Here is a 22813-nt window from a genome sequence, read left to right as displayed (position 1 = left end):
GGCGGCCCACTCAGGGACGTTCAAGCATTCGCCTCAATAGTTTTCCGACACGTAGGCGTAGGCCCGATCAAAGAGTTCTCCGGACGCGGGCAGCCCGTAGCGGACCAGCACCTTACGAGTGGCGATGCGGACCGCCTTATCGCCTTCCCTTGTGTTGTTCCAGCCATCCCATCGGACCTCTTTGACAATGGAGTCAATGTCAGCGACGACCTTCCCGACAATCAGCGGCACGTCCTGCGGTTTGAATTCCTCAAATATCTGGGTCAGGGCGCCCACGTTCGGGTCTGGCAACAGGTCCAGCCCCACGGGGCCGGATTCGTCTTCGGCCTTCTCCGCCGAGGCCAGGTCGCGGGCCAGGTCCAGGAGGTCCCGGAGGAAATCCACGGAGTCGTGGGCTTTGGCCAGCTGACGTTCCCGGAGCCGTTCCAGGCGTTCGGAGAGTGTCTTGTAGGCGGGGTGTGCGCCGTTGTCCCCTTCAAGCCGTTTATGGAGCCGGGTGGCGATGTTGTCGATGACTTCGCCGGCAGTGGTCACCTGCGTGTCACCGGAGCCGGCATCAGGGTCAATGACCCCGGCTTCAATGAGCCTCTTGATCGTGCCTTCATCTGCGATGACCACGTCGACCCCAGTGTCGCTGACGGTGACCTCGCCGATGTGGCCGTGCACCAGTTCCAGGGTTTTGGCGCCGAGGCGGTGCCACAGCAGGTCCCGGGTGTCATCTGCCGGGGCGACGGAGGCGTACACCTTGGACAGCCATTTGTAATCGGCCCGGTGGGCTTCCAGACGCAGGTCCGGGTAGGCGGCCTCCCAAATGCCTTGGAGCATCCCGTACTGGGCCGCGAAGCGCTCCATCGCCTTATCGTCTGGGATCCGGTCATGGGCGGCCTGGAGGGCCTCGAAACCGCTGGCGCCCCGATCGATGCCGGCGAACCGGTCCAGGACGTTGGCGATCTCGATCTCGAACTGCTCCAGCAGGGAGTCCGTCTCGATCTCCTTGCGGGCGTGCTCGGGGTTCGCCGGTGACATGGCGCGGGCGAACCCGTCACCGAGCCCGACGTAGTCCACGATCAGCCCATAGCGTTTCTCCTGCCCGGTGGCCAGGTTCTTCCAGTTCCGGTTGGTCCGGGTGATCGCCTGGTACAGGGTGTGCAGCTTCATCGGCTTATCCAGATACATGACGCCCTCGATGGGCGCGTCAAAGCCGGTGCCCAGCTTGGACGTGACGACGATGAATTTAAGCGGGTCTCCGAGCTGGCGGAACCGGTTGAGGACTGCTTCTTCCTTGTCATCGGTCAACCGGAACTGCTGCCAGCTTGTGTCGTCCTTGGGCTGGACGGACATCACGACGGCGGCCTGGTCAGCAGTTGACCCGCCGGGGCTGGATCCGTTGACGGCCCGGGCCTGCAGCTGCCGGGTCAGTTCCTGGTGGTAGGCGAAGCAGAGTCCCCGGTCGTAGGCGACAACCTGGGCTTTCATGCCGAGCGGGTCAACTGTGGAGTAGAAATGGTCGATGATGTCCGTGCAGACTTTCCGGACCCGTTCCGGGTTGGCGAAGAACGTCCGGGTATCCGTGGCTTTGGCGGCAACGTACTCCTGCTCATCCTCGGTGAGGCCCTCCTCGGCGGCGAGCTCATCGAAGGCCTTGTCCAGGTCTGCCTTGCGGATATGAAAATCCACCAGGCGCGGCGAGACGTGCATAGGGACGGTCGTGCCGTCTGCGATGGACCGGTCCGAGTCGTAAGTGTTCATCGCATGGTTGGGGTCGTCCTTGTCCCCGAAGAGCTCGTACGTGTTCCGGTCCTCATCGGCGATGGGGGTGCCGGTGAAGCCGAAGAACCGGGCGTTCGGGAAGGCGGCACGGAGGAACTTGCCGAGCTGGCCTTCCTGGGTCCGGTGGGCTTCGTCGACGAGGACGATGATGTTCTCCCGGGTGTTGAGGACGCCGGCGTTCTTGAACTTGTGGACGGTGGTGAAGATGATGCCCCGTCGGTCCTCGCCCAGGATCTTCCGCAGGTCGGCGGCGCTCTCCGGCGCCTCCAGGGAGGGCATGCCGGCCCGCAGGAACTGCCGGTACATCTGCGTGACGAGCTGGATCCGGTCCGCGATCAGGATGATGGACGGGTTTTTCAGCTTCGGTTCGTTGACCAGCTTCACGGCAGCAAACAGCATCGCGAGGGTCTTGCCTGAGCCCTGGGTGTGGTGAATCAGGCCCTGCTTCTTGGTCCCATGCAGGGCGCGGGCGTGGATGGCCCGGACGGCCTCAACTTGGGGATAGCGGGGCACGATCTTGTGCAGGCGCGGTAGGCCGGAATGCTTGCCTTTGAGTTCGTAGGCGGTGAAGTCGGCGATGACCGACAGCACGGTGTCAGGGTTGAGCAGCAGCTCGACACTGCGTTTCACCCGCGGCCAGCCGGCGGCCAGGATGTCTTCTTCGGTACAGCCCCATACGCCCCACGATTCGATGTCCTGCCCGACGCCGCCGTAATGGAAGTCCTTGCCGTCCGTTGCGACGGAGAAGGCGTTGGGTACGAAAAATTCCGGCCAGCCCGGTTCGTAGATGGCGTGGATCTCGTGCGCGGCTTTCAGCCAGGTGATTCGTGCGTCCAGCCGGGTCTTGGTCTCGATCACCACCAGGGGTATGCCGTTGACCCAGAGGACCAGGTCAAACCGGCAGGAATGGCCCGGTGTGCCGAAGGTGACCTCGTCGGAGACGACCAGGATGTTGCTGGCGGGACTGGCGAAGTCGATCAGCTGGACCGGATCGAACCCGTCCCGGCCCTGGAACCTGTGGGTTTTCTGGCCGCGGAGCCACTCCAGGAAATGCTGGTTCGTCGGCACCAGCCCATCCTCACGGGCCGAGAGCATCAAACTCCGCAGAGGTGTCAGGAGCTCGGCCGCGCGGTCCGGCGATTTGGCAATGGCGGGGTTGAGTTTGCCCAGCGACTTACGGAGGTCAGCCTCGATCAGCACGTCCTCGGTATGCCGGTTCAGCTGGTGCCCCGGAATATGCTTCCAGCCTGCGGCCACCAGCAAATCCAGGACCGGCCGCTGCACCGTGTTCGACTCGTTGAACCCCGCCATGAAACTACGCCCCCAAATCGTTTTCGTCGTCCAAGACCCACGCCATCTTCAGCGGCAGACTCGCGCGGGTTTCGTCGCTGAGCTGCGGATAGACCTCGAAGATCTTTTCCAGCAGGTCGCTGGCGTCCCAGATAGCGATCCGGGTCCGCTGCTGGGCAAACTCGTTTCGCGCGGGATCAGTCACCCCGCCCCACGCGACCAGTAACCCCTGGTCCGCGGCGTTGGACGTGACCGCTCCTGAGAGTCCCCGAACAACGGGAGCACCGACGGCTTTCAGTTCTGACTTCACCTCAACGACCAGAGTGGGTGAGTCGAGTCCCAAGGGTCCACGGCCGGCTAGGATGTCCACACCACCGTCAGCACCTGGCGGGGACACCCGGCAAACCCATCCCAAGGCGGCGAGCACGTCGGCTACGAGGGCAGTCAGTTTGTGGCCAGAAAAATGCTCCACGATCCGTGTAGAAATGCGGTCGCGGATGGTCTCCAAGGTCACCGTCGGCTCCGGATCCAGCACCCCGGCTTCTTGCAGTTCAAGGCGTTCAGCGGCAGGGACCGCGGGCAGGACGGGTCGGGGGCGCACTCCATTCGAGCCAGGGTCCGTGCCATGCTCCATAACTGCCCGTAGCCGTGCCTCTGCGTTATTCCGCGAAGCAGTAAAGATCGTCATAGCGCCGTTGATCGTGTTGACCAGGTCATCTTTCAGAACCGACCGCGAGACCTCTTCAGGCGCCCAGTCGACGACGATGTGGTGCCGGCGGCGCCGGTCGGGCTCGTCCGTGTCATAGGCATAGCCTGACGTGCACATTCCGAAGGCAAGCTGGCCGCCGCGCTTGCGTGGCATAACAATCAAGTCGCCTGGTTGGATAGCTTCCCGAAGCGCCCACAGCTGGCCGGTGTAGTTGCGGATTTTACCTGGCGCCGAGCCTGAGAAGACCTCATTAACCGTTTCTCTCAGCTGATCCCTAGATGTGACATTGGTAAGATTTCCGACCTCTTGCCAGCCACCACCCGCGCGGCCGTTCGAGAGATTCCACTCTTCGTCTTCACCGTGCCGCCCGGCGCGTACGACCCAGGCAGTCACCCGACGCTCGTATTCATCAATGCTGTCCCCATTAGTTCGTCATACGTCTCTGGAATTCTATGTGCACCGGAGAGGAGGGACGACAGCAGCTCGGCGCGGAGGTCACGGAGACGGAGACTAACGTCATTCGTGGCCTGCACAGAATCGTGCAGTGCTTCGCAAGTTTCGATCAAGCGGCGTCGCTCCTCGCCCAAGGGGTACGGAAGTTGCAGCTGACGAAGCCAGCCTATTGCCACATTTCCGAGACCAGTCGATCCACTCGCCGCGTCCGAGATAAGACGCTGAATGCTGGGAGCGCTCAGGGCCCAATAGAGCAGGGCGGCATCTGCGGGATCGGTTGGCTCGATCATGATCTGAAATGCCGAAACGGCAAATCCCTCAATGCCCGGTGATGGCCTGTAGACGTTGCCGATTCGATTTCGATTTCCGTTGGTCCGGATCATGATTATCGAATTCGGGGTCACCTTCATCGTGTTTCCAGGTATTCCTGAGACGTACTTCTGAACCGAGAGGTCCAGATCCCGGCCTCGCGGCGTGTTCGTTATTCCAAGGACTGGGTGGCTTCCAGGCATTGGACCCGAAGATTCATCGGCTGCCTTCCAAGAAGGGCCGGACCGCATCGTGGCCAGCCCACCCAACGCCTTCTCCTGAGGAAAACTTGCGCTCTCAAGGTACTCCTCGAGAAGTCGGTTTGAGGCAGCGCCCTGGCGGCTTGCAGCCTCGATCGCATCGTCTATGGAACCCATCAGATCGATGACGCGTCGCTGTCCCGATAACGGAGGAAGTTGGATTGGAATTTCGAGAAAAGCACCCACCGCCAAAGTCTTGCGTCGGAGTACGGTCCCGGTACAGCGCTCTGACATGGCTTGGTGGAACTTCGGGAATGTTGTCACTAGCGACATGAAAGCCGGCAATATTCGCTTCTCATGAAGGCGGAAAACCGGAAAGGCCTGAGGGGTTACGAAAGCTCCTGCATCATCAGGACCGACGACAGCCGAAGGAGCCTCGAAGGCTGTTATGGTCCGGTAAACCAGATTGCCCTCTTCAAGCGTCATGAGCTTGGTGAAATTCATGCTGTCGCCGCGGACCGGGTCCCGATGAACTAAACCCCAGCCACTACGCTGCACGCCGACAATATCGTATTCAGTCTCGTCGTAGATGGGGGTGAAGTCCGTGCGCTTCGACATCAGGCAACCGAGCTCAACGGTCTCCCACTCAGAGGACAAAGCCGGCCGCCTTCAGCTTGTCGGCCAGGACCGCTTCGACGGCAGCGAGCTGCTCACGGCTTTCCTGGTAAGCGATGAGGGCCTCCTCGACGTTGACCTCGGCGATGCTGTCGGTCTTGATATACCGGCCGACGTTGAGGTCGAAGCCGTTATCCACGATCTCGTCCATGCCGACCAGGCGCAGGCTGAGTCCACCATCGCCGTCTATGTCAGTGCCGTCTTTGTAGGCTGCGTCGATGACGTCGATGTCTTCGTCTGACATGGTGTTCTGGTTCTTGCCGGCGACAAACCGCTTGGTCGCGTCGATAAACAGGACCTTGCCCTGGCGTTCCGCGGGTTTAGCTTTGCGGAAGATCAGCAGGCACACCGGGATGGAGGTCGAGTAGAAGAGGTTGTTGGGCAGGCCGATGACGGCCTCGAGCAGGTCTTTGCGGATCAGGCACTCACGGATGGCGCCTTCCTTTCCTCCGCGGAACAGCACGCCGTGGGGCATGACGACCCCGACCCGTCCGGTGTCTTCCTTCATGGAGGCGACCATGTGCTGGATCCAGGCGTAGTCGCCGTTCTTGGCCGGCGGGACGCCGCAGATGACGCGGCCATACGGGTCGTTGGCCCAGCCTTCGGCACCCCAGTTCTGCAGACTGAACGGCGGGTTGGCGATGACTACGTCGAACTTCTGCAGCCCGTCACCGTCCAGCAGTTTCGGTTCCCGGAACGTGTCGCCCCGGACGACCTTGAACTCCTTGAGCCCGTGCAGGTACAGGTTCATTTTGGCGATGGCACTGGTTGTCAGGTTGATCTCCTGGCCGTGCAGGCGGAGCGTCCGGGGGTCGCCCCCGGCATCCTTCACAGCCGTCACCGTCTCGACCAGCATGCCGCCGGAACCACAAGCCGGGTCGGCAATGGTGTCGCCGGCATTCGGCGCCAGGATCTTCACCAGCAGGTGGACGACGTGGCGGGGGGTGAAAAACTCGCCTGCTTTCTTGCCGGAAGCTTCGGCGAACTCCCGGAGCAAATACTCGTAGGCCGAGCCGAGCATGTCGCCATTGACACTGTCCGGATCGAGGCGGACCGAATGGAATGAGTTCAGCAACGCCGCAAGGGCCGGCTGCGGAAGTCTCTCCTGGTTGGCCCACTGGACGTCACCGAAGACCCCGGCAAGAGCATCGGGGTTCGCCTGCTGAATTCGTTGCATAGCGCTGTCCAGTTTGACCCCGGTCTGGTGGGCCGTCTCAATCACATCTGCCCAGTGGCAACCGTCTGGAATAGCGAACGTGTGGTAGTCCGCCTCGATCTCTTGTGAGAGTGCAACTCCGAAATCATCGACAGCGCGGGCGTGTTCGTGGTCCCAACTGTCGCTAATCCACTTGAAGAACAAAACAGGAAACACGTACGCCTTGAAGTCACCGGGATCGACCGGCCCGCGGAGGGCATTAGCCGCCGACCAGAGTGTCGATTCAAGCTGCCGCTGGGTCAGTTGACCCGGATCTGAAATTGAAAGCGTCAAGGGTGTTCCATTCATTTGAGACGGACGAGTCGCACGTCCCCTCCTAAAGCCATGTATTAGATCCAGGGGGTACCAGTGAACCAGTCTATGAGGTGGACAGGTTCCCGAGACGAAGAACGCCGCCAGGGAGGAAAGGGCGCCCAGCAAGGGACCGATCTCAGGACGCCAGATTGCCTATCAGCGCATGCGCTCGGCGAGCTGGTCGAAGAACTCGGCTACCATTTTGTCTGCACTGTCCTTCATCAACTCGGCCCCGCCAAACCGGTAGACCTCGTAGCCGGCGAGCCTGAGCCGTCGGTCCTCGGAGACCATCTCGCTGTAAAGGGCTGGGCTCGCGGTATCGCCGTTCGCGTAGTGCTGCTTCCCGTCGACCTCGAGGACCACGCGATGTCTGCTGGAGAACAGGATGAGGAAGTCCATCCGCTGCCGTGCCAACGGGCTGCCGCTTTGCCCAGCTGATCGACGAGCCGACTGGGTTGCGGGGTCGAAGTGCAGGTAGACCTGTGGGATCAGGGCCGGGATGTCGAACTGGCCGTCCTTGTAGCGTGCCGCGTAGGCGTCGAAGACGCAGAGCTCGACCTTGTTGTTTCCCAGGGAAGCCCGCAGGCGATTGTGCAGATCCACCCCGACGTCCCGTGCTGGGATCGTGTCTTCGAAGGCCTCATGCTCTCTCCACCACTCGATCAGATTGCTGAATGTCAGGCCATCAGCAGGGATCGGCTGGTCGTAGACGAGGCAGTAGTCGCCGTTGCGGACGATCTCGATGTCGTTGTTGACGGCGTCGCGCAGCACAAGCTCAGGCTTGGGTCCGTTCGCAGCGAAGATCAGGTTCTTCGCCGGCGTGCCGACGCCTCCGCCACGGTCGTACTCGGCGAGCAGAGCAGTCAGGTCGGCGAGGAGCTCACCGGTCACCTCGAGCTCGGCGACGATGCGTCGCGCAAGGGCCACGAGGCGGGGAAGGTCCCAGCCCGCGGTGTAGGCCTTGATGACATCACGTTTCGAGTAGTCGGCGTGGGTCGGCTGATGCTCGGTCCCCGGCCATGGCAGCCGAAGCTCCTCGGCGAATACCGTCTCGAGGTCGCTCCGCGTGTAGGTGTGGATGAGCGCCTCCTCGATGGCGTTCCGAAGAGTGCGCGACGACACTTTGGTCGGTGCCGCTGGGACGCCGGCGAGAATTGCCTCGAACAGATTGAAATCGCTCACGGCACCATTGTCCCTGTCGCCGACGACAGTCTGACCCCAACTAAGGGCAAGCCAACATCGGCTATCGCCCTTGGCTGACCTTCTCGAAGTGGTCCGTAGTCCAGTGGCCGTCGAAGAAGCCCCGGTCGTTGCGCCGGTGCATGCGCGCGTCGATCAGGGGCGAGGCGAGGATCGACTCGCACAGCGGCGTCAGCGCGTCCACCACGATCGCGCCGAGGTGGGCGAGGATCTCGATCTGCCCCGTCGTTCTCCCCAGAAGCACGGGGGCCATTTCGCTCAAGACGTGGTCGGCCTTCTCCTTGGGCGCGCCGAAGTGGACCCCGCCTTCCACGTTGGAGTAGTACTTCACCACCTCGCTAACGGTCAGGGACCGCCCTTCGACCAGCCCCACCCTCGCGCCGATGAAGTGTTTCAGCTTGGGCAGCGCCGGGTCTTCAGGGCCACCGACGAGCTCCGGTCCGCCGAGCCGCAGGAGATACGGCAGATCCGTGTCGTCGCGGCTGTCGACTGGAGCGCTCCACTGCCTGATGCGAAAGTCTGTTGAAACATCTGGGTGAGCGGCTCGAACAGTGTTGAGGAGGGGACGGGCGTCGATGAGGAGCTTGCGAAGGAGCGGCGCGATCCCGAGCAGCTCGTAGCGGCTCCGCGCGCTCGGATCCTGGCTCCGCCGGCGGACGTCGGCGACTGTCTCGACGAGGAGCCATTCGGCCAGCATTGTCTCAGGGCCTATCTTCGGTGCCATCGGATCTAGTTCACCGAGGTCGAGAGCGTCTCGAAGAAGTGATCGGCTTCCTTCTGTGCGCTATCCCTCTGGAGCGGTGCGAAGGTGCGGATGCTCGACCAGTTCACCATCATCTTCCGGGTCTTGTGCCCATCCGCGTTGATCGTCGGCATCTGCTTCGGCTTCTTGGTCTTCTCGGTGAGGGTGTCGCTCATCTCCACCAGGTCCGAGAAATCCTCGTAGGCGTTCACTATCCGCACTAGAGCCGCTTCGACAGCCGAGATGCTCAGGCTGTCATGGGCTTGCACCCACGTGTCGAATCTGCGATCCATGGAAGCGTGCCCCGCCCACTTGTTGCGCATGTACTGCACATATCCTAGGGTCGGGTGCTTTTGGGGGTCCACAGACTTTCTGATGTGCTCCACGAGGTCGAGCTCGGCGCTGGCGTCCGTGTCGAGGTCTTCCAGCGTCTTCTTGATCCTCTCGAGCAGGTGAGGCATGGACGCGGTCCTGCCGGGCGGCTTCTGCCCGTTCACCGCAGGGCCAGCAGTCAGGTCGATCGTCGTGGCGACCGAGATGACGGCCTGCTTGAGCAGCTGGTGCGACAAATGGCTGAAAGTCCCCTGGAGCCGGTCGTCGACCTCGTCGTCCACGGCGTTTGTCTTCAGGAAGAAATACTTCGCGAAGTAGAAGTCCTTCACGACGTTCAGAATGAGGTTCTGCTGCGAGATCTCGACACGTTCGTGCTCGGGAACCTTCGCGACCTCGGCATCGAGATTCTTGTTCGTCATGCGCGCTCCGGTCAGCTCCGGAACTTCGTGTGGCGCAAACTCTGATTTGAAATTGGGCAGTCGCATGCCACAGCATATCGACGCGGTCAGTATTGGAAGGTCACCGGATCGCAAGTCAACGCCCAAATGACTGGCGGTATTGTCATGCGGCCGGACCTTTATGCTCGTCTATTGGACACGATGGCGCATGATCTGACGTATCGGAGCTATCTGGCTGGTAGCGTGCACTGGCTATAGCCCGAGGCGGGCGGGGCGCGGCTTCTTCAATCCGCTGCACCTGAAGTCCTTCTCAGGACGGATATTTTCGTGTGCGGATTATCTGCTTCCAACAGGGCCTGAAGCTCGAGGATAACTCCAAGAGCGGCGCTGATTCGCCGGCTGAGCTCTTTGTTCTCGGCAACCAACACGCTGTTTCGTTCTTGCTCCGACGACAAACGTGATCGCAGTGTCTCCTCGGTGCTACTCCGCGGTGACCGGTTTGCGACCTGTTGGTCCCAGTCGGCCAAGATCTTCGCGGCCCGATTCATAGTTGCTCGGGAGACCTGCGCCTCTACCGCGAGGTTCGTCTTGGTGAGCCGTCCGTCGCACCGGATGGCTTCCCCGGCTAAGAGACGATTCATGGCCTGCCGCAATTTGCTATCGGTTGTGCGGCTTGTTGCACTACTCATGCGCTGTCCTTCCCTTGCCGTCCACGACCTTTCTGATGTCCCCCAGTTCTCGACTGAGCTCCGCTCGGTTCATGCCAGAAAGACTCTTGTCCTTAAGTGCTCGCATTAGGTCCTCTTCGGTGGCAAGCCAGTATGGTTCATGTTCGGCCGTCACCACTGAGTTCTTACAAAGATGGGGCTTGCAACGAGAAGGATTGATCCCCATAGAGCCGACTGCTTTGGCATCAGGGTCTGAAAGGCATAAGGCTGCTCCTTCTTCTCCCAGGCAGGCGTTCAAGTTGCCAAACTTCACGCTTGAGAATTCGCTGCGAAGCAGGTTTCTCACTACCCGGTCGTCTACGACGCTGCCCGCAAAGGGAGAGATAGCCTCAATTTTCGCCAAGGCCGCGTCAAGGCGGCCCGTGAATTCGATGGCTCCCGGACCGGATGCTACGGTTTCGCCGTTCCGATGTGCCTCTAGTAGGCGGGACAGTCGGACCGAAACCGCATCCGCAAGCTCTATGTTGAGCTCCTTGGCCCATTCCGCACTCGGCTCCGCATATCCGCTAGTTGTGCTGTTTGACAGGGCTCGAATGGCAGCATGCTTGAGAGTCAGCCCCAATGCAATTTCACCATCAGGAAACTGCCCCGCGATTACGGCCATCGTCTTGCGAAACATGTGCGGATTCACGCGATGATCGGGTATCGGCTGTAACCCCATCTCGTCGCAATGTTCATTGATGTGGCGCAGAAACTTTCGAATATCCTTGTTGATGCTGACGGATGTGTTGTCAATGTTGATGTTTCGCACTGACGAGAAGATTCGTGTTGGGTGCGTGGAAAGCGTCTCCGCAACCGCAATCGCTTGCGCCACGGGCTCAATGATCCACCACTTCTGGTCAGCGCGTGAGAGATCATGTTTGAACTTGCGGGAACGGATTGCGGGTGAGCCAAAGTGCTCAACGACGGACCCCCGGAGGATGCCCTGAAGTTCTGAATCTCGTAGCATGCTCAGGGCTGCTATGAACAGGAAGCAGGCAGTTCGTAGGGTTACAAGCTCGTGCCCGAGTCTTCGCGGAGTCACGGCACTTATCCATGGCGCTTTCCTCCCATCAGAATGCTCGATCAATTGCGCGTTCGGAATGAGGTTCAGCGTGCGTCTTCTGTGCTGGAACGCGGGATCCAGAACGATCGATTGCAGCCGCTTCCTAGTGTTCTTGTTGCCGACAAATATTTGTGAAGTTCTGCCGGCTGTAACGCTCAGTGACAACATGCTCCAGTGGACTGAGTTTTGGGAAGGGGCGCCCTCCGGATGCGTTGGAATGTAGTGTCCTTCGTCCTGGAGCCATCTCAAAAGTTCCGTTTCGGGGCTTGCTGAAGACGCCCCTCGGATTTCCGGGGTTATCCATTTATCGCGAGCGTCCAGGATGTCGTCTGAGAAGCAATCAATATACTTCCAACACGCTCGCAGGAGAGGCCACCACACAGTAGGCGGCAGTGCTTCGGTCTTGACCTTAGGCCCGACTGCTCGCGAGGCCCCGAGCTTAGGGGAAACAGAGCACTCTATCCCACCTCCACTCAAAGCGAACCGGTAGTCATAGAGGCACCGTACGGCGCGCAGATGCTTGCTGTTGTTACTGGAGAGGCTTTCAGCGAACGAATTCACATGCTGCTGGGTCCAGTCATTCAAGTCATCCGGCATGCCATTGGCAAGCGCCCATTCGTCCATTTTCTTGATACCTGAAACGACAGACCTTACGGTGGAAACGGCGGCGGGTGACATCCGGAGAAAAATGCCTGCCCTCCTAATTTTGGGATGGCAAGGGTTCAGCATCATCATTGCGACCTCCCTAGCTCGAAGATTCCATTCAGGTCTCAACTCACCAAACCCGATCCGGTGACCGCTCGGCCCAAGGTTGGGGTTGCGCTCCCAAGCATTCAAATCCCAGAATTCAGAATCGCCGAATCGGGGGATCTCCCGTCCCGGTATGACATGGACGCTTTGCAATACCTGTTCGGAGTCATTGAAAGTCTGGCTGACGAGCTTGACGGGCTCTTCGATCGTTGAAACCGTCGCCATTAGAAGGTCACCCGCTGGGCCAATGGAATGTGGACGCGGCCGGGCGCCGTAGTCCGGGCATAAGTTACTTGGTCCGAGGAGAACTCATTCAATACAGCGTCGATCGCCGAAATCGTATTTCCCCACATGGCCTGGAAATCTCGTGGGTCATAGTTTCGTCTCTGATCGAGGATTGTGGATTGGAAGGCAAGAATCCTCGGGAGGTGATCCCGGAGGATTAACGCATTGGGGCACAGGAAGCACATCGTCGGCCGCACATGGCACAGCTTTCCCGATTTTGTGTAGGGCGAGTCGTACGGGTTGCGGCACGCAGCAACTCCCATTTCGGCGTCTCTTTCAGACTCGAATGAAGTCTGCTTTGCGAGTTCGCCGACGGCGGTGGATTCGAAGTCTCTACTGACTGATGCTGCAGTTCCGTTGACGACTGTAGGGCCTTGACGGACTCTGTCGAAAACGAAATTCTGAGCTGCGTTGGTAACCCCAGCCGCGAGTACGTTGATGGTAGTCGTCTGCATGTAGTGATCTCGTGAAACCTGCACCGTGTGATCGAATCCAGCAGCACCTGCGGCTGTTCCCGCAACGGCCCCCTGGATGGACTTGAATGTCTTGCGCAGCCGACGGATGTCGTACTTTCCGGTCCAGGGGATCCGTGCGTCCCGAACAAAATCCTTGAGCAGATAATGATTAAAGAGTTCATTGATGACGGATGCCCTCGAGCCGTGTGCCCTAAACTTGACGAACAGGTACTGCTCGGGAGCAGGAATAGGCTGTTGTCCCCTCAGAGGTTCCGTGATGGCAACGAGCCGTTCAAGGAGCGCGTAAACCGACCACCGTGCTGTTCCAGATGCGTACTCATAAGACTTGTGCGTGCCTGCCCGGCGCTTCTGCGTCACCACCGAAACTTTGGCGTCGCCCCATTCGATGTCTTTCATTTTTACATCCGTAAGCTGTTCAGGGGCCCAACCTGTCTCCATGAGGAGCAATATCCTGAAGGCCTGCAGATCCCGCGCTGTCGGGGAGACTAAGCCGATTAAGAGCTGACGTGCCTTCAGCCAATCGGCGCCCAGATGCCCACTTTCAGGAAGGTCGAGGACAGCCCTCACTTCGGGGGCGAGAAGAGCGCGCCCAGCTGTTGGGAAAATCTCCGTCCTATCCAGAGGCGCCTGCAAAAGCTTGCAAAGTATGCTCCGGACTTCCGAAGGTTGAGTGTCTCCGCTTGGAAGCCCTAAGTCCGCGAGCCGTATGCCGTCGGATATTCTCTTTTCGGCATCGCGGATTGTTTGGCGGCACGCATCCCTCAGCAGTACACGGGTTTCGTTCGAAATCTCGTCCAATGGAGACTCGCTTAAGCTCGGAGCGAGCGGGGGTGCAAGTGCCCTAGATTTCGTTAGGACGCCGGTCGGTTGTTCACGTTGAATGTGCCAGCGAAGGACTTGCAGAAACTGCATTGCGTCCTTGTACGGCAGGTTGCTCGTTGACCAGTACTTCCGCTTGAGTCGAAGTTCCCAGTCATGAAAACAGTCAACGAAAGCTGAATCATCGTCGGCGAGGCTAACTCCAGTGTGGATCGCGGTCTTCTCAGCAAAGCTGAAGAAGTCACGTACGACATGCGAATGGCGTCGGACGGTGGACGGGGCTAAAGATAGATTGCTGGCCATTTCAAACCAACTAGTTCCGATCTCTTCCGCGAGACCGCGGAGCCTGCTGGACGAAAGATCAAGTGTGCTGTTCACTACTCGATCCCGGGCGCGGCCATCTATACGCCACGACAAGCGTCGAGTTGTCGTCAATTCCAAGCTCATCAGTTGGATGCCTGCATCGCAAAAAGCTCCCCAATGTAGTCTGCGTAGGTCGTCTCGGAATCTGACCAGGTATCTAATGCCCGCCGGACGATTTCTTCTGTGTCCTCCACGTACCTCAGATAGGTCATTGTCGTGAGCGGACTGGAATGCCCGAGAAGTCGCTGAACGGTCAAAATCGGCGAATAAACGATGTGGTCACTCATGGTGCCGCGCCCGAGTTGCCCGTTCCTCCGATCGGCCTCCCTCTGAGACGCTCTGACCATGAGGTAACGAAGCATGACAACGGCAAAGGTGTGGCGCAAATCATGAGCAGTCACCTTGGGCGGCATTGTGGTTTCCAAGGGGAAGCCCCCGACGGAACTCGTTCTAATTGTTGCTGCTCGGAACACGCCGCTCCAGGCCCGTTGTCCGATTGCAAGACCGTCCAGTCCGACGAAAAGCGATAGGGGTTCCAATCCAAGCTCTGTCTCTCGCACACAGAGCCTACGGAGACCTGAAGGCAGTCGTTCCAGCGCCCACGTTCGGGTCGTGCCTTGGTATGTTCCGCGGAACTTGTTTTGTGAGGAATCGAAGTCGTGAACCAGGAGAAGATCCTTCCGACGCTCAAGACGGGTTCGTGTCGTTCTCCGGACAAGGTCGGCGCGCTCAGTCCGCCGGTACACGTCGATGATTTTCAAGGTTTCCGGTGGAACGTGCACAGTCCTCTCGCGTGAGTACTTGGCCGTAGCGCCCAGCGTGAAGGAAACCGTGCTCCCTGGCTTGTAGGGGACCTCAAGGTCGAACACAGATGAGAACTCGCGCAGCCTCATGCCTGTGGCCAGTGCTAGTTCCGCTCCAGCAATATTCCGTTGGGGGGTGGTTCCGCGCCAAGACGAATCTGAAGTTCCATCAGGGCGCTGGCCACCCAGACCAACATTCCTAAAGACCTGCCATTGCTCCCAGGTAAGAAATCGGATCCGGGGGCTGCGGGGCAGGGAAGGATGGTCAATTGGGGAACGCCTGCCTATTTGAATCCACGGCACCTTGTCGATAAGACGCCGTTCAATTAAGAACTTATACATAGAAGTGATCACCGCCTTCTCTCGATCCCAGGTTGCGCGACTCACGTTTTGACCGGTCACCTCAGTCCGATGCCGACGATATTCGACGATGTCGGACTGAGAGGCAGCTACAACGTTGGTGCCCCGATTACAGAGGAAATCGGCGAATCGCCGAGCGTCATACGCGTAGTTCCGAAGAGTTGAGGCTGAAACCGCATCGGACATAGTGGAGAAATAGCTGGGCCAGTACTGCAGCGGGCGCATCCCCCGGTCCACGAGGACGGGAATCGTCTCAGCATTCTTGGTTTCGACGAGATCCAGGATCACCGGGCTAACCCCACCTTCCCGCAGCCATGAACTGGCTACGGCTGACGGCTTGGTCGCCCAGACCAGCAATACAGTGCTCGCACTCGGATATTGCGCAATTTCATGAGACATATCCAGATTATGCACATAACTGGTTGGGTGATGATCACTCTGATGTCCGCGGTATTGGTGGCGGGCTTGTTGGCTCTCGCAGGCCCGGCTCTCGAAGCGATGTTCAACCAGGCGATGGACAAGGTCGGCAAGTAAGGCATGCTGGGCGCCAGCCAGTGCACCTACAGCAGGCTACCGCGCCGGTCCAGGGGCGGCGCCGATGCGGGCTGGCGCACTGATGAACGGGGCTCATCCGTGGTCGACTTCGTTATGGTTGGCGGGCTGCTCACCATGTTTTTCCTGGCGATCATCCAGCTCACCCTGGTCCTACACGTCCGCAACACACTGATCGACGCCGCCGCGTCGGGGGCGCGCTATGGAACGCTCGCGGACCGGGGAGCGTCAGATGCCGAGGAACGGGCGGCCATGCTGATTGGGACCGCACTGAATGCTGACTTCGCGCAGGACATCAGCACGACCGAAATGACGTTCCAGGGCCTGCGGACCCTGGAAGTGACGATCAAAGCTCCCATGCCCGTCATCGGGCTGATCGGCCCCCGCGACCTGCTGGAGGTGAAAGGCCATGCGGCCATCCAGCCCTGAAAGCCTGCGAACCCGCCTCCGTCAAAGACTCCGAGAGGCACGCGGCGAGGGGGCGCGGGAGGAGGGGAGTGCGGTGGTCGAATTCACGTTCCTCGCCCTGCTCCTGATGGTCCCGCTGGTCTACTTCATCATCACCGTAGGCCAGATCCAGGGCGGGTCCTTTGCCGTAGTCGGCGCCGCTGACCAGGCTGCGAAGGTGTTCGTGGCCCAGCCGGATGCACCATCGGCGCAGGCCTCTGCCGAACAGGCAGCAGTCATCGCACTCGCGGACTTCGGTCACGATGCCGGGCAGGCGCGGATATCCACCCGTTGCGACCCTGCCGACTGCCAGGCTGCGGGCACGGCTGTCACCATCACGGTCAACCTCACTGTGCCGCTGCCTTTTGTGCCGTTCAACGAAGACTTCAGGCTCAGGGCCAGCGAAGTTGAAGCCTCCTCCACCCAACTCGTGGGCAGGTTCCGGTGACCCGAACGTGACGCGCAAAGCGATCCCCAAAGCGAACCGTGAAGCCAAGCCCAGCGATTCAAGTGAATACGGTCAGATGATCGTCATGATCATTGGCTACGTCGCCCTGGCACTGCTGGTGGTGACGGTGGTCATCGGTATTTCGAGCGTCTACCTCGAACACAAGCGGCTGTTGTCCCTGGCCGACGGCGCCTCGCTGGCTGCCGCCGACAGCTATACCCTGGGCGAGGTCGGGGGAGAGGACGGAAGCCCCTCAGCCGTATTGGGTTCTGGCCGTGTCCGCAGCGTTGCGGCTGACTTCGTCGCGCGGAGCCCGTCGTCGGCCCGGTTCGACGGGTTAGCCGTTTCAGCGGGGACCGGCAGCCCTGACGGATCAACCGCCGTCGTGGTTCTCGGTGCTGTTGTGCACCCGCCGATAGTGAACTTCCTGGTGCCTGATGGAATCAGAATCGAGGCTGCCTCCACGGCCCGTTCCCGGCTCACCCGATGAGTGGACGCAGGGAAGTCCGGCACTTCGGCCTAATAGCGTAGGCTTAAACAACCATGGCCACTATTGATTTTTCCGCAGAAATCCGCGCTCTTCGCGCAACCTACACCTCCATCGAGCAAGTCAGCGATGTTGAGGCATTGAAGGAAGACATCGCCGAACTGAGCGAACGCGCCGGCGAGCCCAACCTGTGGGATGACCCCGCGGCGGCCCAGAAGATCACCTCACGCCTGTCGCACCGCCAGTCCGAGCTGGAGCGGCTGGACAAGCTGGTGTCGCGGATTGATGACCTCGAGGTGCTGGTGGAGCTCGGGCAGGACGAGGACGACGCCGATTCCATGGGCGAAGCCGCTGCCGAGCTGGAGTCCATCCGGAAATCCCTGAAAGACCTCGAAGTGGTGACCCTCCTTTCCGGAGAATACGACGAACGTGAAGCCGTCGTATCCATCAGGGCAGGGGCAGGCGGCGTTGACGCCGCAGACTTCGCCGAAATGCTGATGCGTATGTATCTTCGCTGGGCCGAACGCCATGGTTACCCCACTACCGTGATGGACACGTCCTACGCCGAAGAGGCGGGACTGAAGTCTGCAACGTTCGAAGTTAAGGCTCCGTATGCGTTCGGCACGCTCAGCGTCGAAGCCGGAACCCACCGCCTGGTCCGGATTAGCCCCTTCGATAACCAGGGCCGCCGCCAGACGTCCTTCGCCGCCGTCGAGGTCATTCCACTCATCGAGTCAACGGATTCCATCGATATTCCGGACAACGAGATCCGTGTGGATGTGTTCCGGTCCTCCGGCCCCGGCGGCCAGTCGGTTAACACCACTGACTCTGCCGTTCGCCTGACCCATATCCCCACCGGCACTGTGGTGTCCATGCAGAATGAAAAGTCGCAGCTCCAGAACCGGGCAGCGGCCCTGCGCGTTCTGCAGTCGCGGCTCCTTCTCCTCAAGAAGGAACAGGAGGACGCAGAAAAGAAGGCGTTCGCCGGCGACGTCAAGGCATCTTGGGGCGACCAGATGCGCTCCTACGTCCTGAACCCGTACCAGATGGTCAAGGACCTCAGGACCGAGCACGAGGTGGGTAACACCTCCGCCGTGTTCGACGGCGAAATTGACGACTTCATTGACGCCGGGATCCGCTGGCGCACCGACAACCGCAACGCTGCGAAGTAGGACCGGCCGGGCCCACCCGGTTGGCCCGATCGCGCGACACACCCCCGAAGCCCCCGAAAACCGGCCCAGAGACTGCGTATAGTCGAGGAGCCGGAGCTCTACTTCCCCCAAACGAAAGCCCGTGCGCCGGCTGCAGATCTGGGCTGTACCAGCCATGCCCTGCAGGGTACTTAGGGCCATGATCCGATTCGAAAATGTCACCAAGGTCTACGACCAGACGGCCCGGCCTGCGCTGGACGATGTCAGCCTTGAGATTGACCGTGGTGAATTTGCCTTCCTCGTTGGCGCTTCCGGATCCGGAAAGTCCACCTTCCTGCGGCTGGTGCTGAAGGAAGACAGGGCATCTTCCGGCGCCGTGTACGTGGCCGGGCAGAATGTCGCCAAGATCTCCAGCTGGCGCGTGCCCAGGCTCCGCCGTGGCATCGGCGTGGTCTTCCAGGACTTCCGGCTTCTGCCGCAGAAGAGCGTGTTCGCCAACGTTGCCTTCGCGATGCAGGTCATCGGGAAGAGCCGCAGCGTCATCCGCGACACCGTCCCCGAAGTCCTTAAGACCGTGGGCCTGGAAGGCAAGGAAAACCGCCTTCCGCATGAGCTTTCCGGCGGCGAGCAGCAGCGTGTGGCCATCGCCCGCGCAGTGGTAAACCGCCCCGGCATTCTCCTAGCCGACGAACCCACCGGCAACCTGGATCCCACCACCTCCATGGGCATTATGGGCGTGCTGGACAAGATCAACCAGAATGGCACCACCGTGGTCATGGCCACGCACGACGACGACATCGTCAACGAGATGCGCAAGCGGGTTGTGGAGCTCAAGAACGGCATCGTGATCCGCGACGAGGCCAGGGCGTTGTATACCTCCATGATTCCCGTGGTGGGCCAGTCCCGCCGGCTCAGGGACGCCAGTGGCCGGGACGAAGCCCAGTCACCCGCGCCCGGGGAACGCAATGCCGATGCAGGGGAGGAGCAGCGATGAGGCTTGCTTTTGTTCTCAGTGAAATAGGAAGCGGACTGCGCCGCAACATTTCCATGGTGGTTTCGGTCATCCTGGTCACCTTTGTCTCACTGACATTTGTCGGTGCCGCAGGCATGCTCCAGCTCCAGATCAACCAGATGAAGGGCTACTGGTACGACAAGGTCCAGGTCGCCATTTTCCTCTGCAGTGACGGTTCGACGGCGGCCGGTTGCGCCACAGGTCCGGTCACCCCGGAGCAGCAGGACAACCTGCAGGCCCTGCTCAAGTCACCTTCTGTGGCCCAGTACGTCAACGATTTCCAGTACGAGTCCAAGGAAGAGGCCTACAAGCACTTCAAGGACCAGTTCTCCAATTCTCCGATCGTCGATTCCGTCACGCCGGACCAGCTCCCTTCATCCTTCCGGATCAACATGAAGGATCCGGAAAAATACCAGATCATCAGCGAGACGTTCTCCTCGCAGCCGGGCGTCGAAACGGTCATTGACCAGCGCCAGCTGCTCGAGCGGCTTTTCTCTGCCATGAATGCCGCGTCCCTCGTGGCTGTCAGCATTGCCGGCGTGATGATTGTCTGCGCCATCCTCCTGATCGCCACCACCATCCGACTCTCGGCCTTTAGTCGCCGCCGGGAGACCGGGATCATGCGTCTTGTGGGTGCGTCCAAGATCGTTATCCAGCTCCCGTTCATCCTGGAAGGCGTGATTGCGGCTGTGATCGGCGCAGCCCTGGCATCCGGCACATTGTGGGCAGTGGCGCACTTCTTCCTGGGCGAGTACCTGTCCAAGCAGTATCCGGACACGGCGTTTATCTCACCGGGGCAGACGCTGATTCTTGCGCCAGCCTTGCTGATCCTTGGCGGATCTTTGGCAGGAATTTCGTCTCTCTTGACCTTACGCAGATATTTGAAGGTTTAGGCTGTGCAAACCGAACAAGGAATCCTGATGATCGAATTGCACCGAACTGCGCCCCGGCACCGGGCCGAACGCACGCGACCTGCAGGCCGCCGCGCCGGCCTGGTCAGCGGCGTCCTGGCTTTGCTGCTCGCCGCCAGCATGGGCGCCTCAGCTCCGGTGGCGCACGCCGACGAGCTCGATGACAAGCGTGCCGCCCTTGAAGCCGAGGCGGCCAGGGTCCAGCAGTCCTTGGAATTCGTGGACTCACGCATTGCGAAAGCCGCCGGCGACCTGGTGATCTACCAGGGCCAACTGCCCGGCGCCCAGCAGGCCCTCCTTGAAGCCCAGGGGCGCGTGGCCAGTGCGGTCAAGGAAGTCGAAGCGTTGACGGCGCGGGTTGACCTTGCACAGCAGAACAAGGCCAAAATTACCCAGCAGCTTGAGGCTGACAAGCAGAAAATCGCGGGCACCAAGAAGCTGATCGGCCAGATCGCCACCCAGGCCTACAAGTCCGGCGGTGTCCCGTCGAACCTGACGCTGTTCTTCGGGGCCAACAACGGCGGCAGCCTGACCGACACCATGGACCTCGCGGACCAGGCCATGCGCAGCCAGAACGCCGCCATGGACAAGCTGTCCCAGCAGAGCGCCACCAACGTGAACTCGCAGGCCCGGCTTGAAGCCGTCGAGACTGAGATTCGGGACCTCAAGGCCAAGGCCGACGCCGCGTTGGAGCGGGAAAAGGCCGCGCGTGACGAGGCCGCTGCCAAGAAGGCCCAGGTTGACCAGCTGATCGCCGATACCACAAGACTTGACGCTGAACTCCAGGCGGCTAAGCCTGGTATCCAGAGTCAGATGGCGGCGGTTGCGGCAAGCCAGAACTCGGTTGCCAACGAGATCGCCGAGCGCGACCGCAGGCTCCGGGAGGCGTGGGAAGCCGAGCAGCGCCGGCTCGCGGAGGCTGCTGCCGCGGCAGCAGCTGCGAAGGGACAGGCCGTCCAGCCGTACGCCCCGGTGACCGGATCGCCGTCGGCCTTTGGCCTGCGGCATCCCTTCTCCGGTGACGTGCCCATCACCTCCGGCTTCGGCTGGCGTGCCACGCCGCCGGGAACCATCGACTTCTACGGCACTGGCGGCTACCTCCACACCGGCATCGACTTCGGCGCCGCCTGCGGCACACCGGTCTATGCAGCGGCAGCCGGCGAGGTCTTCTCCTCGGGGTGGAACTCCGCCGACGGCGGCGGCTGGCGCGTGAAGCTCTCGCACGGAGTGGTGCAGGGCAACTCATTGACCACCATTTATTACCACAACAGCAGCATCGTGGTCTCCAACGGCCAGCAGGTATCCCAGGGCCAGCTCATTGCCTACTCGGGCAGCACCGGCAACTCAACGGGCTGCCACGCACACTTTGAGACCTGGCTCAACGGAGCCGCAGTTGACCCGATGCGCCTGCTGTAACGCTGGTCTGCGCCTGCCGTAGACTGGTATGACTCCGCACCGGAACGGCCGGAGCCAACCAGGATTCAAGAACTGAGGAGTTCCACCGTGCCCAAAGAAAGTGGCCGTAAAGTAGTGGCCACCAACCGCAAGGCCCGGCATGACTACCTTGTGCTGGATACCTACGAGGCCGGCATCGCCCTGATGGGTACCGAGGTCAAGTCCCTGCGCGAGGGCCACGCTTCCATGGTGGACGGCTTCTGCACGTTCTACGACGACGAGCTGTGGATGGAGGGCATCCATATCCCCGAGTACAACCAGGGGAGCTGGACCAACCACTCCGCACGCCGCCGTCGGAAGCTGCTGCTGCACCGTGAGGAGCTCAACAAGATCTCTGTGAAGATCCGCGAGTCCGGTTTCACTGTGGTTCCGCTGCAGCTGTACTTCCTCGACGGGCGGGCCAAGGTGGAAATCGCGATCGCCCGCGGTAAGCGGGAGTACGACAAGCGCCAGACCCTGCGTGAGCAGCAGGACAATCGCGAAGCCCTTCGCGAGGTCCGCGAACGCAACCGCCGGTAGGAATGTTTTCCGCCTGGCATGCGTTAGGATAGGTAGTCCGGCAGGGATTTGTGCCTGCACAGCCCGGCCGGTTTGAAAACAAAATACGGGGATGATCGGTTTCGACGATGTTAGTCGCGACAGGTGAAGCGGGCCGAGGATGCAGAATTATCTCGTAAACGCTGTCTGCAAACCAATAAGTGCCAAATCAAACCGCACTGACTTCGCTCTCGCTGCCTAAGCAGTAAGACAGTCCGTCAGCCCGAGGTTGCTATTGCCCCGGATCCTGGCGTCATTTAGATAGCCACTGCTGCTTGCCTCCGTCATCGGGGCAAACGGGACTCTTAGATGACTGGGCCCGGATCAGCCACCTGTTTGCAGGAGGGCTGGGGCCGAGAAAATCCGACGCAAACTGCGCCCGGAGAAGACCTGTCAACACGACATCGGACGGGGGTTCAATTCCCCCCATCTCCACATTTTGAATGTCGTAAGACATTGCCAGAAGACCCGGACCTTGCGTCCGGGTCTTCTGGCATTTAAGCCCAGTGTTAGGCGCTTTGTTCACCGACGGCGTAGCCGTTCCGGGACTACCGGCCGCCCCAGGGTGGTTGTCGCCAATAAGCTCCGGCACAGC

Annotated in this window: 18 protein-coding genes and 1 other RNA gene; 9 read left to right on the top strand and 10 right to left on the bottom strand. The window is 60.5% G+C overall.

From position 1 onward, the window contains the following. Nucleotides 1–33 precede the first annotated feature (33 nt). The 10 genes from ACZY0Q_RS05250 to ACZY0Q_RS05205 all read right to left on the bottom strand — a co-directional run bounded on the left by ACZY0Q_RS05250 (nt 34) and on the right by ACZY0Q_RS05205 (nt 15617). Nucleotides 34–3081 carry a type I restriction endonuclease subunit R gene (locus ACZY0Q_RS05250; protein ID WP_463915129.1) on the bottom strand — a complete coding sequence of 1016 codons (3048 nt, stop codon included), beginning with the start codon at nt 3079–3081 and terminating at the stop codon, nt 34–36. Nucleotides 3082–3085: 4 nt separating this feature from the next. Further along, nucleotides 3086–3922 carry a restriction endonuclease gene (locus ACZY0Q_RS05245; protein ID WP_463916257.1) on the bottom strand — a complete coding sequence of 279 codons (837 nt, stop codon included), beginning with the start codon at nt 3920–3922 and terminating at the stop codon, nt 3086–3088. Nucleotides 3923–4158: 236 nt separating this feature from the next. Then, entirely contained in the window at nt 4159–5349 is a 1191-nt protein-coding gene (locus tag ACZY0Q_RS05240) for a restriction endonuclease subunit S (RefSeq protein ID WP_463915128.1), read from the bottom strand. Between the two features lie 28 nt (nt 5350–5377). Beyond that, nucleotides 5378–6895, bottom strand: coding sequence for a type I restriction-modification system subunit M (locus tag ACZY0Q_RS05235; RefSeq protein ID WP_463915127.1), 1518 nt, complete (start codon nt 6893–6895; stop codon nt 5378–5380). Between the two features lie 177 nt (nt 6896–7072). Next, nucleotides 7073–8098, bottom strand: coding sequence for a hypothetical protein (locus tag ACZY0Q_RS05230; RefSeq protein ID WP_463915126.1), 1026 nt, complete (start codon nt 8096–8098; stop codon nt 7073–7075). A gap of 61 nt (nt 8099–8159) precedes the next feature. Then, on the bottom strand, nt 8160–8813 hold the full coding sequence (locus tag ACZY0Q_RS05225) for a hypothetical protein (RefSeq protein ID WP_463915125.1): 654 nt from the start codon (nt 8811–8813) through the stop codon (nt 8160–8162). Nucleotides 8814–8845: 32 nt separating this feature from the next. Beyond that, nucleotides 8846–9610 (bottom strand): hypothetical protein, encoded by a 765-nt coding sequence (locus tag ACZY0Q_RS05220; protein WP_463915124.1) that lies wholly within the window; start codon nt 9608–9610, stop codon nt 8846–8848. 660 nt (nt 9611–10270) lie between these two features. After that, nucleotides 10271–12337: a hypothetical protein gene (locus ACZY0Q_RS05215; RefSeq protein ID WP_463915123.1), complete on the bottom strand. Its 2067-nt coding sequence runs from the start codon at nt 12335–12337 to the stop codon at nt 10271–10273. After that, nucleotides 12337–14070 carry a hypothetical protein gene (locus ACZY0Q_RS05210; RefSeq protein ID WP_463915122.1) on the bottom strand — a complete coding sequence of 578 codons (1734 nt, stop codon included), beginning with the start codon at nt 14068–14070 and terminating at the stop codon, nt 12337–12339. The genes ACZY0Q_RS05215 and ACZY0Q_RS05210 overlap by 1 nt, the downstream gene beginning before the upstream one ends. A gap of 68 nt (nt 14071–14138) precedes the next feature. Continuing rightward, nucleotides 14139–15617 carry a tyrosine-type recombinase/integrase gene (locus tag ACZY0Q_RS05205; RefSeq protein ID WP_463915121.1) on the bottom strand — a complete coding sequence of 493 codons (1479 nt, stop codon included), beginning with the start codon at nt 15615–15617 and terminating at the stop codon, nt 14139–14141. 234 nt (nt 15618–15851) lie between these two features. Between ACZY0Q_RS05205 and ACZY0Q_RS05200 the strand changes: the two genes are divergently transcribed. The 9 genes from ACZY0Q_RS05200 to ssrA all read left to right on the top strand — a co-directional run bounded on the left by ACZY0Q_RS05200 (nt 15852) and on the right by ssrA (nt 22656). Beyond that, nucleotides 15852–16199 (top strand): TadE family protein, encoded by a 348-nt coding sequence (locus ACZY0Q_RS05200; protein WP_463915120.1) that lies wholly within the window; start codon nt 15852–15854, stop codon nt 16197–16199. A 73-nt stretch (nt 16200–16272) separates the two neighbouring features. Beyond that, nucleotides 16273–16665, top strand: coding sequence for a hypothetical protein (locus ACZY0Q_RS05195; protein WP_463915119.1), 393 nt, complete (start codon nt 16273–16275; stop codon nt 16663–16665). A 76-nt stretch (nt 16666–16741) separates the two neighbouring features. Continuing rightward, nucleotides 16742–17155 (top strand): pilus assembly protein TadG-related protein, encoded by a 414-nt coding sequence (locus tag ACZY0Q_RS05190; RefSeq protein ID WP_463916256.1) that lies wholly within the window; start codon nt 16742–16744, stop codon nt 17153–17155. Nucleotides 17156–17208: 53 nt separating this feature from the next. Then, nucleotides 17209–18324: a peptide chain release factor 2 gene (prfB, locus tag ACZY0Q_RS05185; protein WP_463915118.1), complete on the top strand. Its 1116-nt coding sequence runs from the start codon at nt 17209–17211 to the stop codon at nt 18322–18324. A 178-nt stretch (nt 18325–18502) separates the two neighbouring features. Beyond that, on the top strand, nt 18503–19297 hold the full coding sequence (gene ftsE / locus ACZY0Q_RS05180) for a cell division ATP-binding protein FtsE (protein ID WP_463915117.1): 795 nt from the start codon (nt 18503–18505) through the stop codon (nt 19295–19297). After that, nucleotides 19294–20208 carry a permease-like cell division protein FtsX gene (gene ftsX / locus ACZY0Q_RS05175; RefSeq protein WP_463915116.1) on the top strand — a complete coding sequence of 305 codons (915 nt, stop codon included), beginning with the start codon at nt 19294–19296 and terminating at the stop codon, nt 20206–20208. The genes ftsE and ftsX overlap by 4 nt, the downstream gene beginning before the upstream one ends. A gap of 27 nt (nt 20209–20235) precedes the next feature. Further along, nucleotides 20236–21642, top strand: coding sequence for a M23 family metallopeptidase (locus ACZY0Q_RS05170; RefSeq protein ID WP_463915115.1), 1407 nt, complete (start codon nt 20236–20238; stop codon nt 21640–21642). Between the two features lie 87 nt (nt 21643–21729). Then, nucleotides 21730–22200, top strand: coding sequence for an SsrA-binding protein SmpB (gene smpB, locus ACZY0Q_RS05165; RefSeq protein WP_463915114.1), 471 nt, complete (start codon nt 21730–21732; stop codon nt 22198–22200). A gap of 87 nt (nt 22201–22287) precedes the next feature. Continuing rightward, nucleotides 22288–22656: a transfer-messenger RNA gene (gene ssrA, locus ACZY0Q_RS05160) on the top strand. The last annotated feature ends 157 nt before the right edge of the window (nt 22657–22813 follow it).

The sequence above is a fragment of the Pseudarthrobacter lactosi genome (genome assembly GCF_055412785.1).
This window is presented reverse-complemented; position numbering and strand designations above follow the sequence as displayed.

What these genes read in the sequence shown, in the direction of transcription:
- ftsX (WP_463915116.1), top strand. Translation starts at nt 19,294, where the DNA reads ATGAGGCTTGCTTTTGTTCTCAGTGAAATAGGAAGCGGACTGCGCCGC.
- ACZY0Q_RS05225 (WP_463915125.1), bottom strand. Translation starts at nt 8,813, where the DNA reads ATGCTGGCCGAATGGCTCCTCGTCGAGACAGTCGCCGACGTCCGCCGG.
- ACZY0Q_RS05205 (WP_463915121.1), bottom strand. Translation starts at nt 15,617, where the DNA reads ATGTCTCATGAAATTGCGCAATATCCGAGTGCGAGCACTGTATTGCTG.
- ACZY0Q_RS05220 (WP_463915124.1), bottom strand. Translation starts at nt 9,610, where the DNA reads ATGACGAACAAGAATCTCGATGCCGAGGTCGCGAAGGTTCCCGAGCAC.
- prfB (WP_463915118.1), top strand. Translation starts at nt 17,209, where the DNA reads ATGGCCACTATTGATTTTTCCGCAGAAATCCGCGCTCTTCGCGCAACC.
- ACZY0Q_RS05215 (WP_463915123.1), bottom strand. Translation starts at nt 12,337, where the DNA reads ATGGCGACGGTTTCAACGATCGAAGAGCCCGTCAAGCTCGTCAGCCAG.
- ACZY0Q_RS05250 (WP_463915129.1), bottom strand. Translation starts at nt 3,081, where the DNA reads ATGGCGGGGTTCAACGAGTCGAACACGGTGCAGCGGCCGGTCCTGGAT.
- ACZY0Q_RS05190 (WP_463916256.1), top strand. Translation starts at nt 16,742, where the DNA reads ATGATCGTCATGATCATTGGCTACGTCGCCCTGGCACTGCTGGTGGTG.
- ACZY0Q_RS05245 (WP_463916257.1), bottom strand. Translation starts at nt 3,922, where the DNA reads ATGCCACGCAAGCGCGGCGGCCAGCTTGCCTTCGGAATGTGCACGTCA.
- ACZY0Q_RS05240 (WP_463915128.1), bottom strand. Translation starts at nt 5,349, where the DNA reads ATGTCGAAGCGCACGGACTTCACCCCCATCTACGACGAGACTGAATAC.
- ftsE (WP_463915117.1), top strand. Translation starts at nt 18,503, where the DNA reads ATGATCCGATTCGAAAATGTCACCAAGGTCTACGACCAGACGGCCCGG.
- ACZY0Q_RS05170 (WP_463915115.1), top strand. Translation starts at nt 20,236, where the DNA reads ATGATCGAATTGCACCGAACTGCGCCCCGGCACCGGGCCGAACGCACG.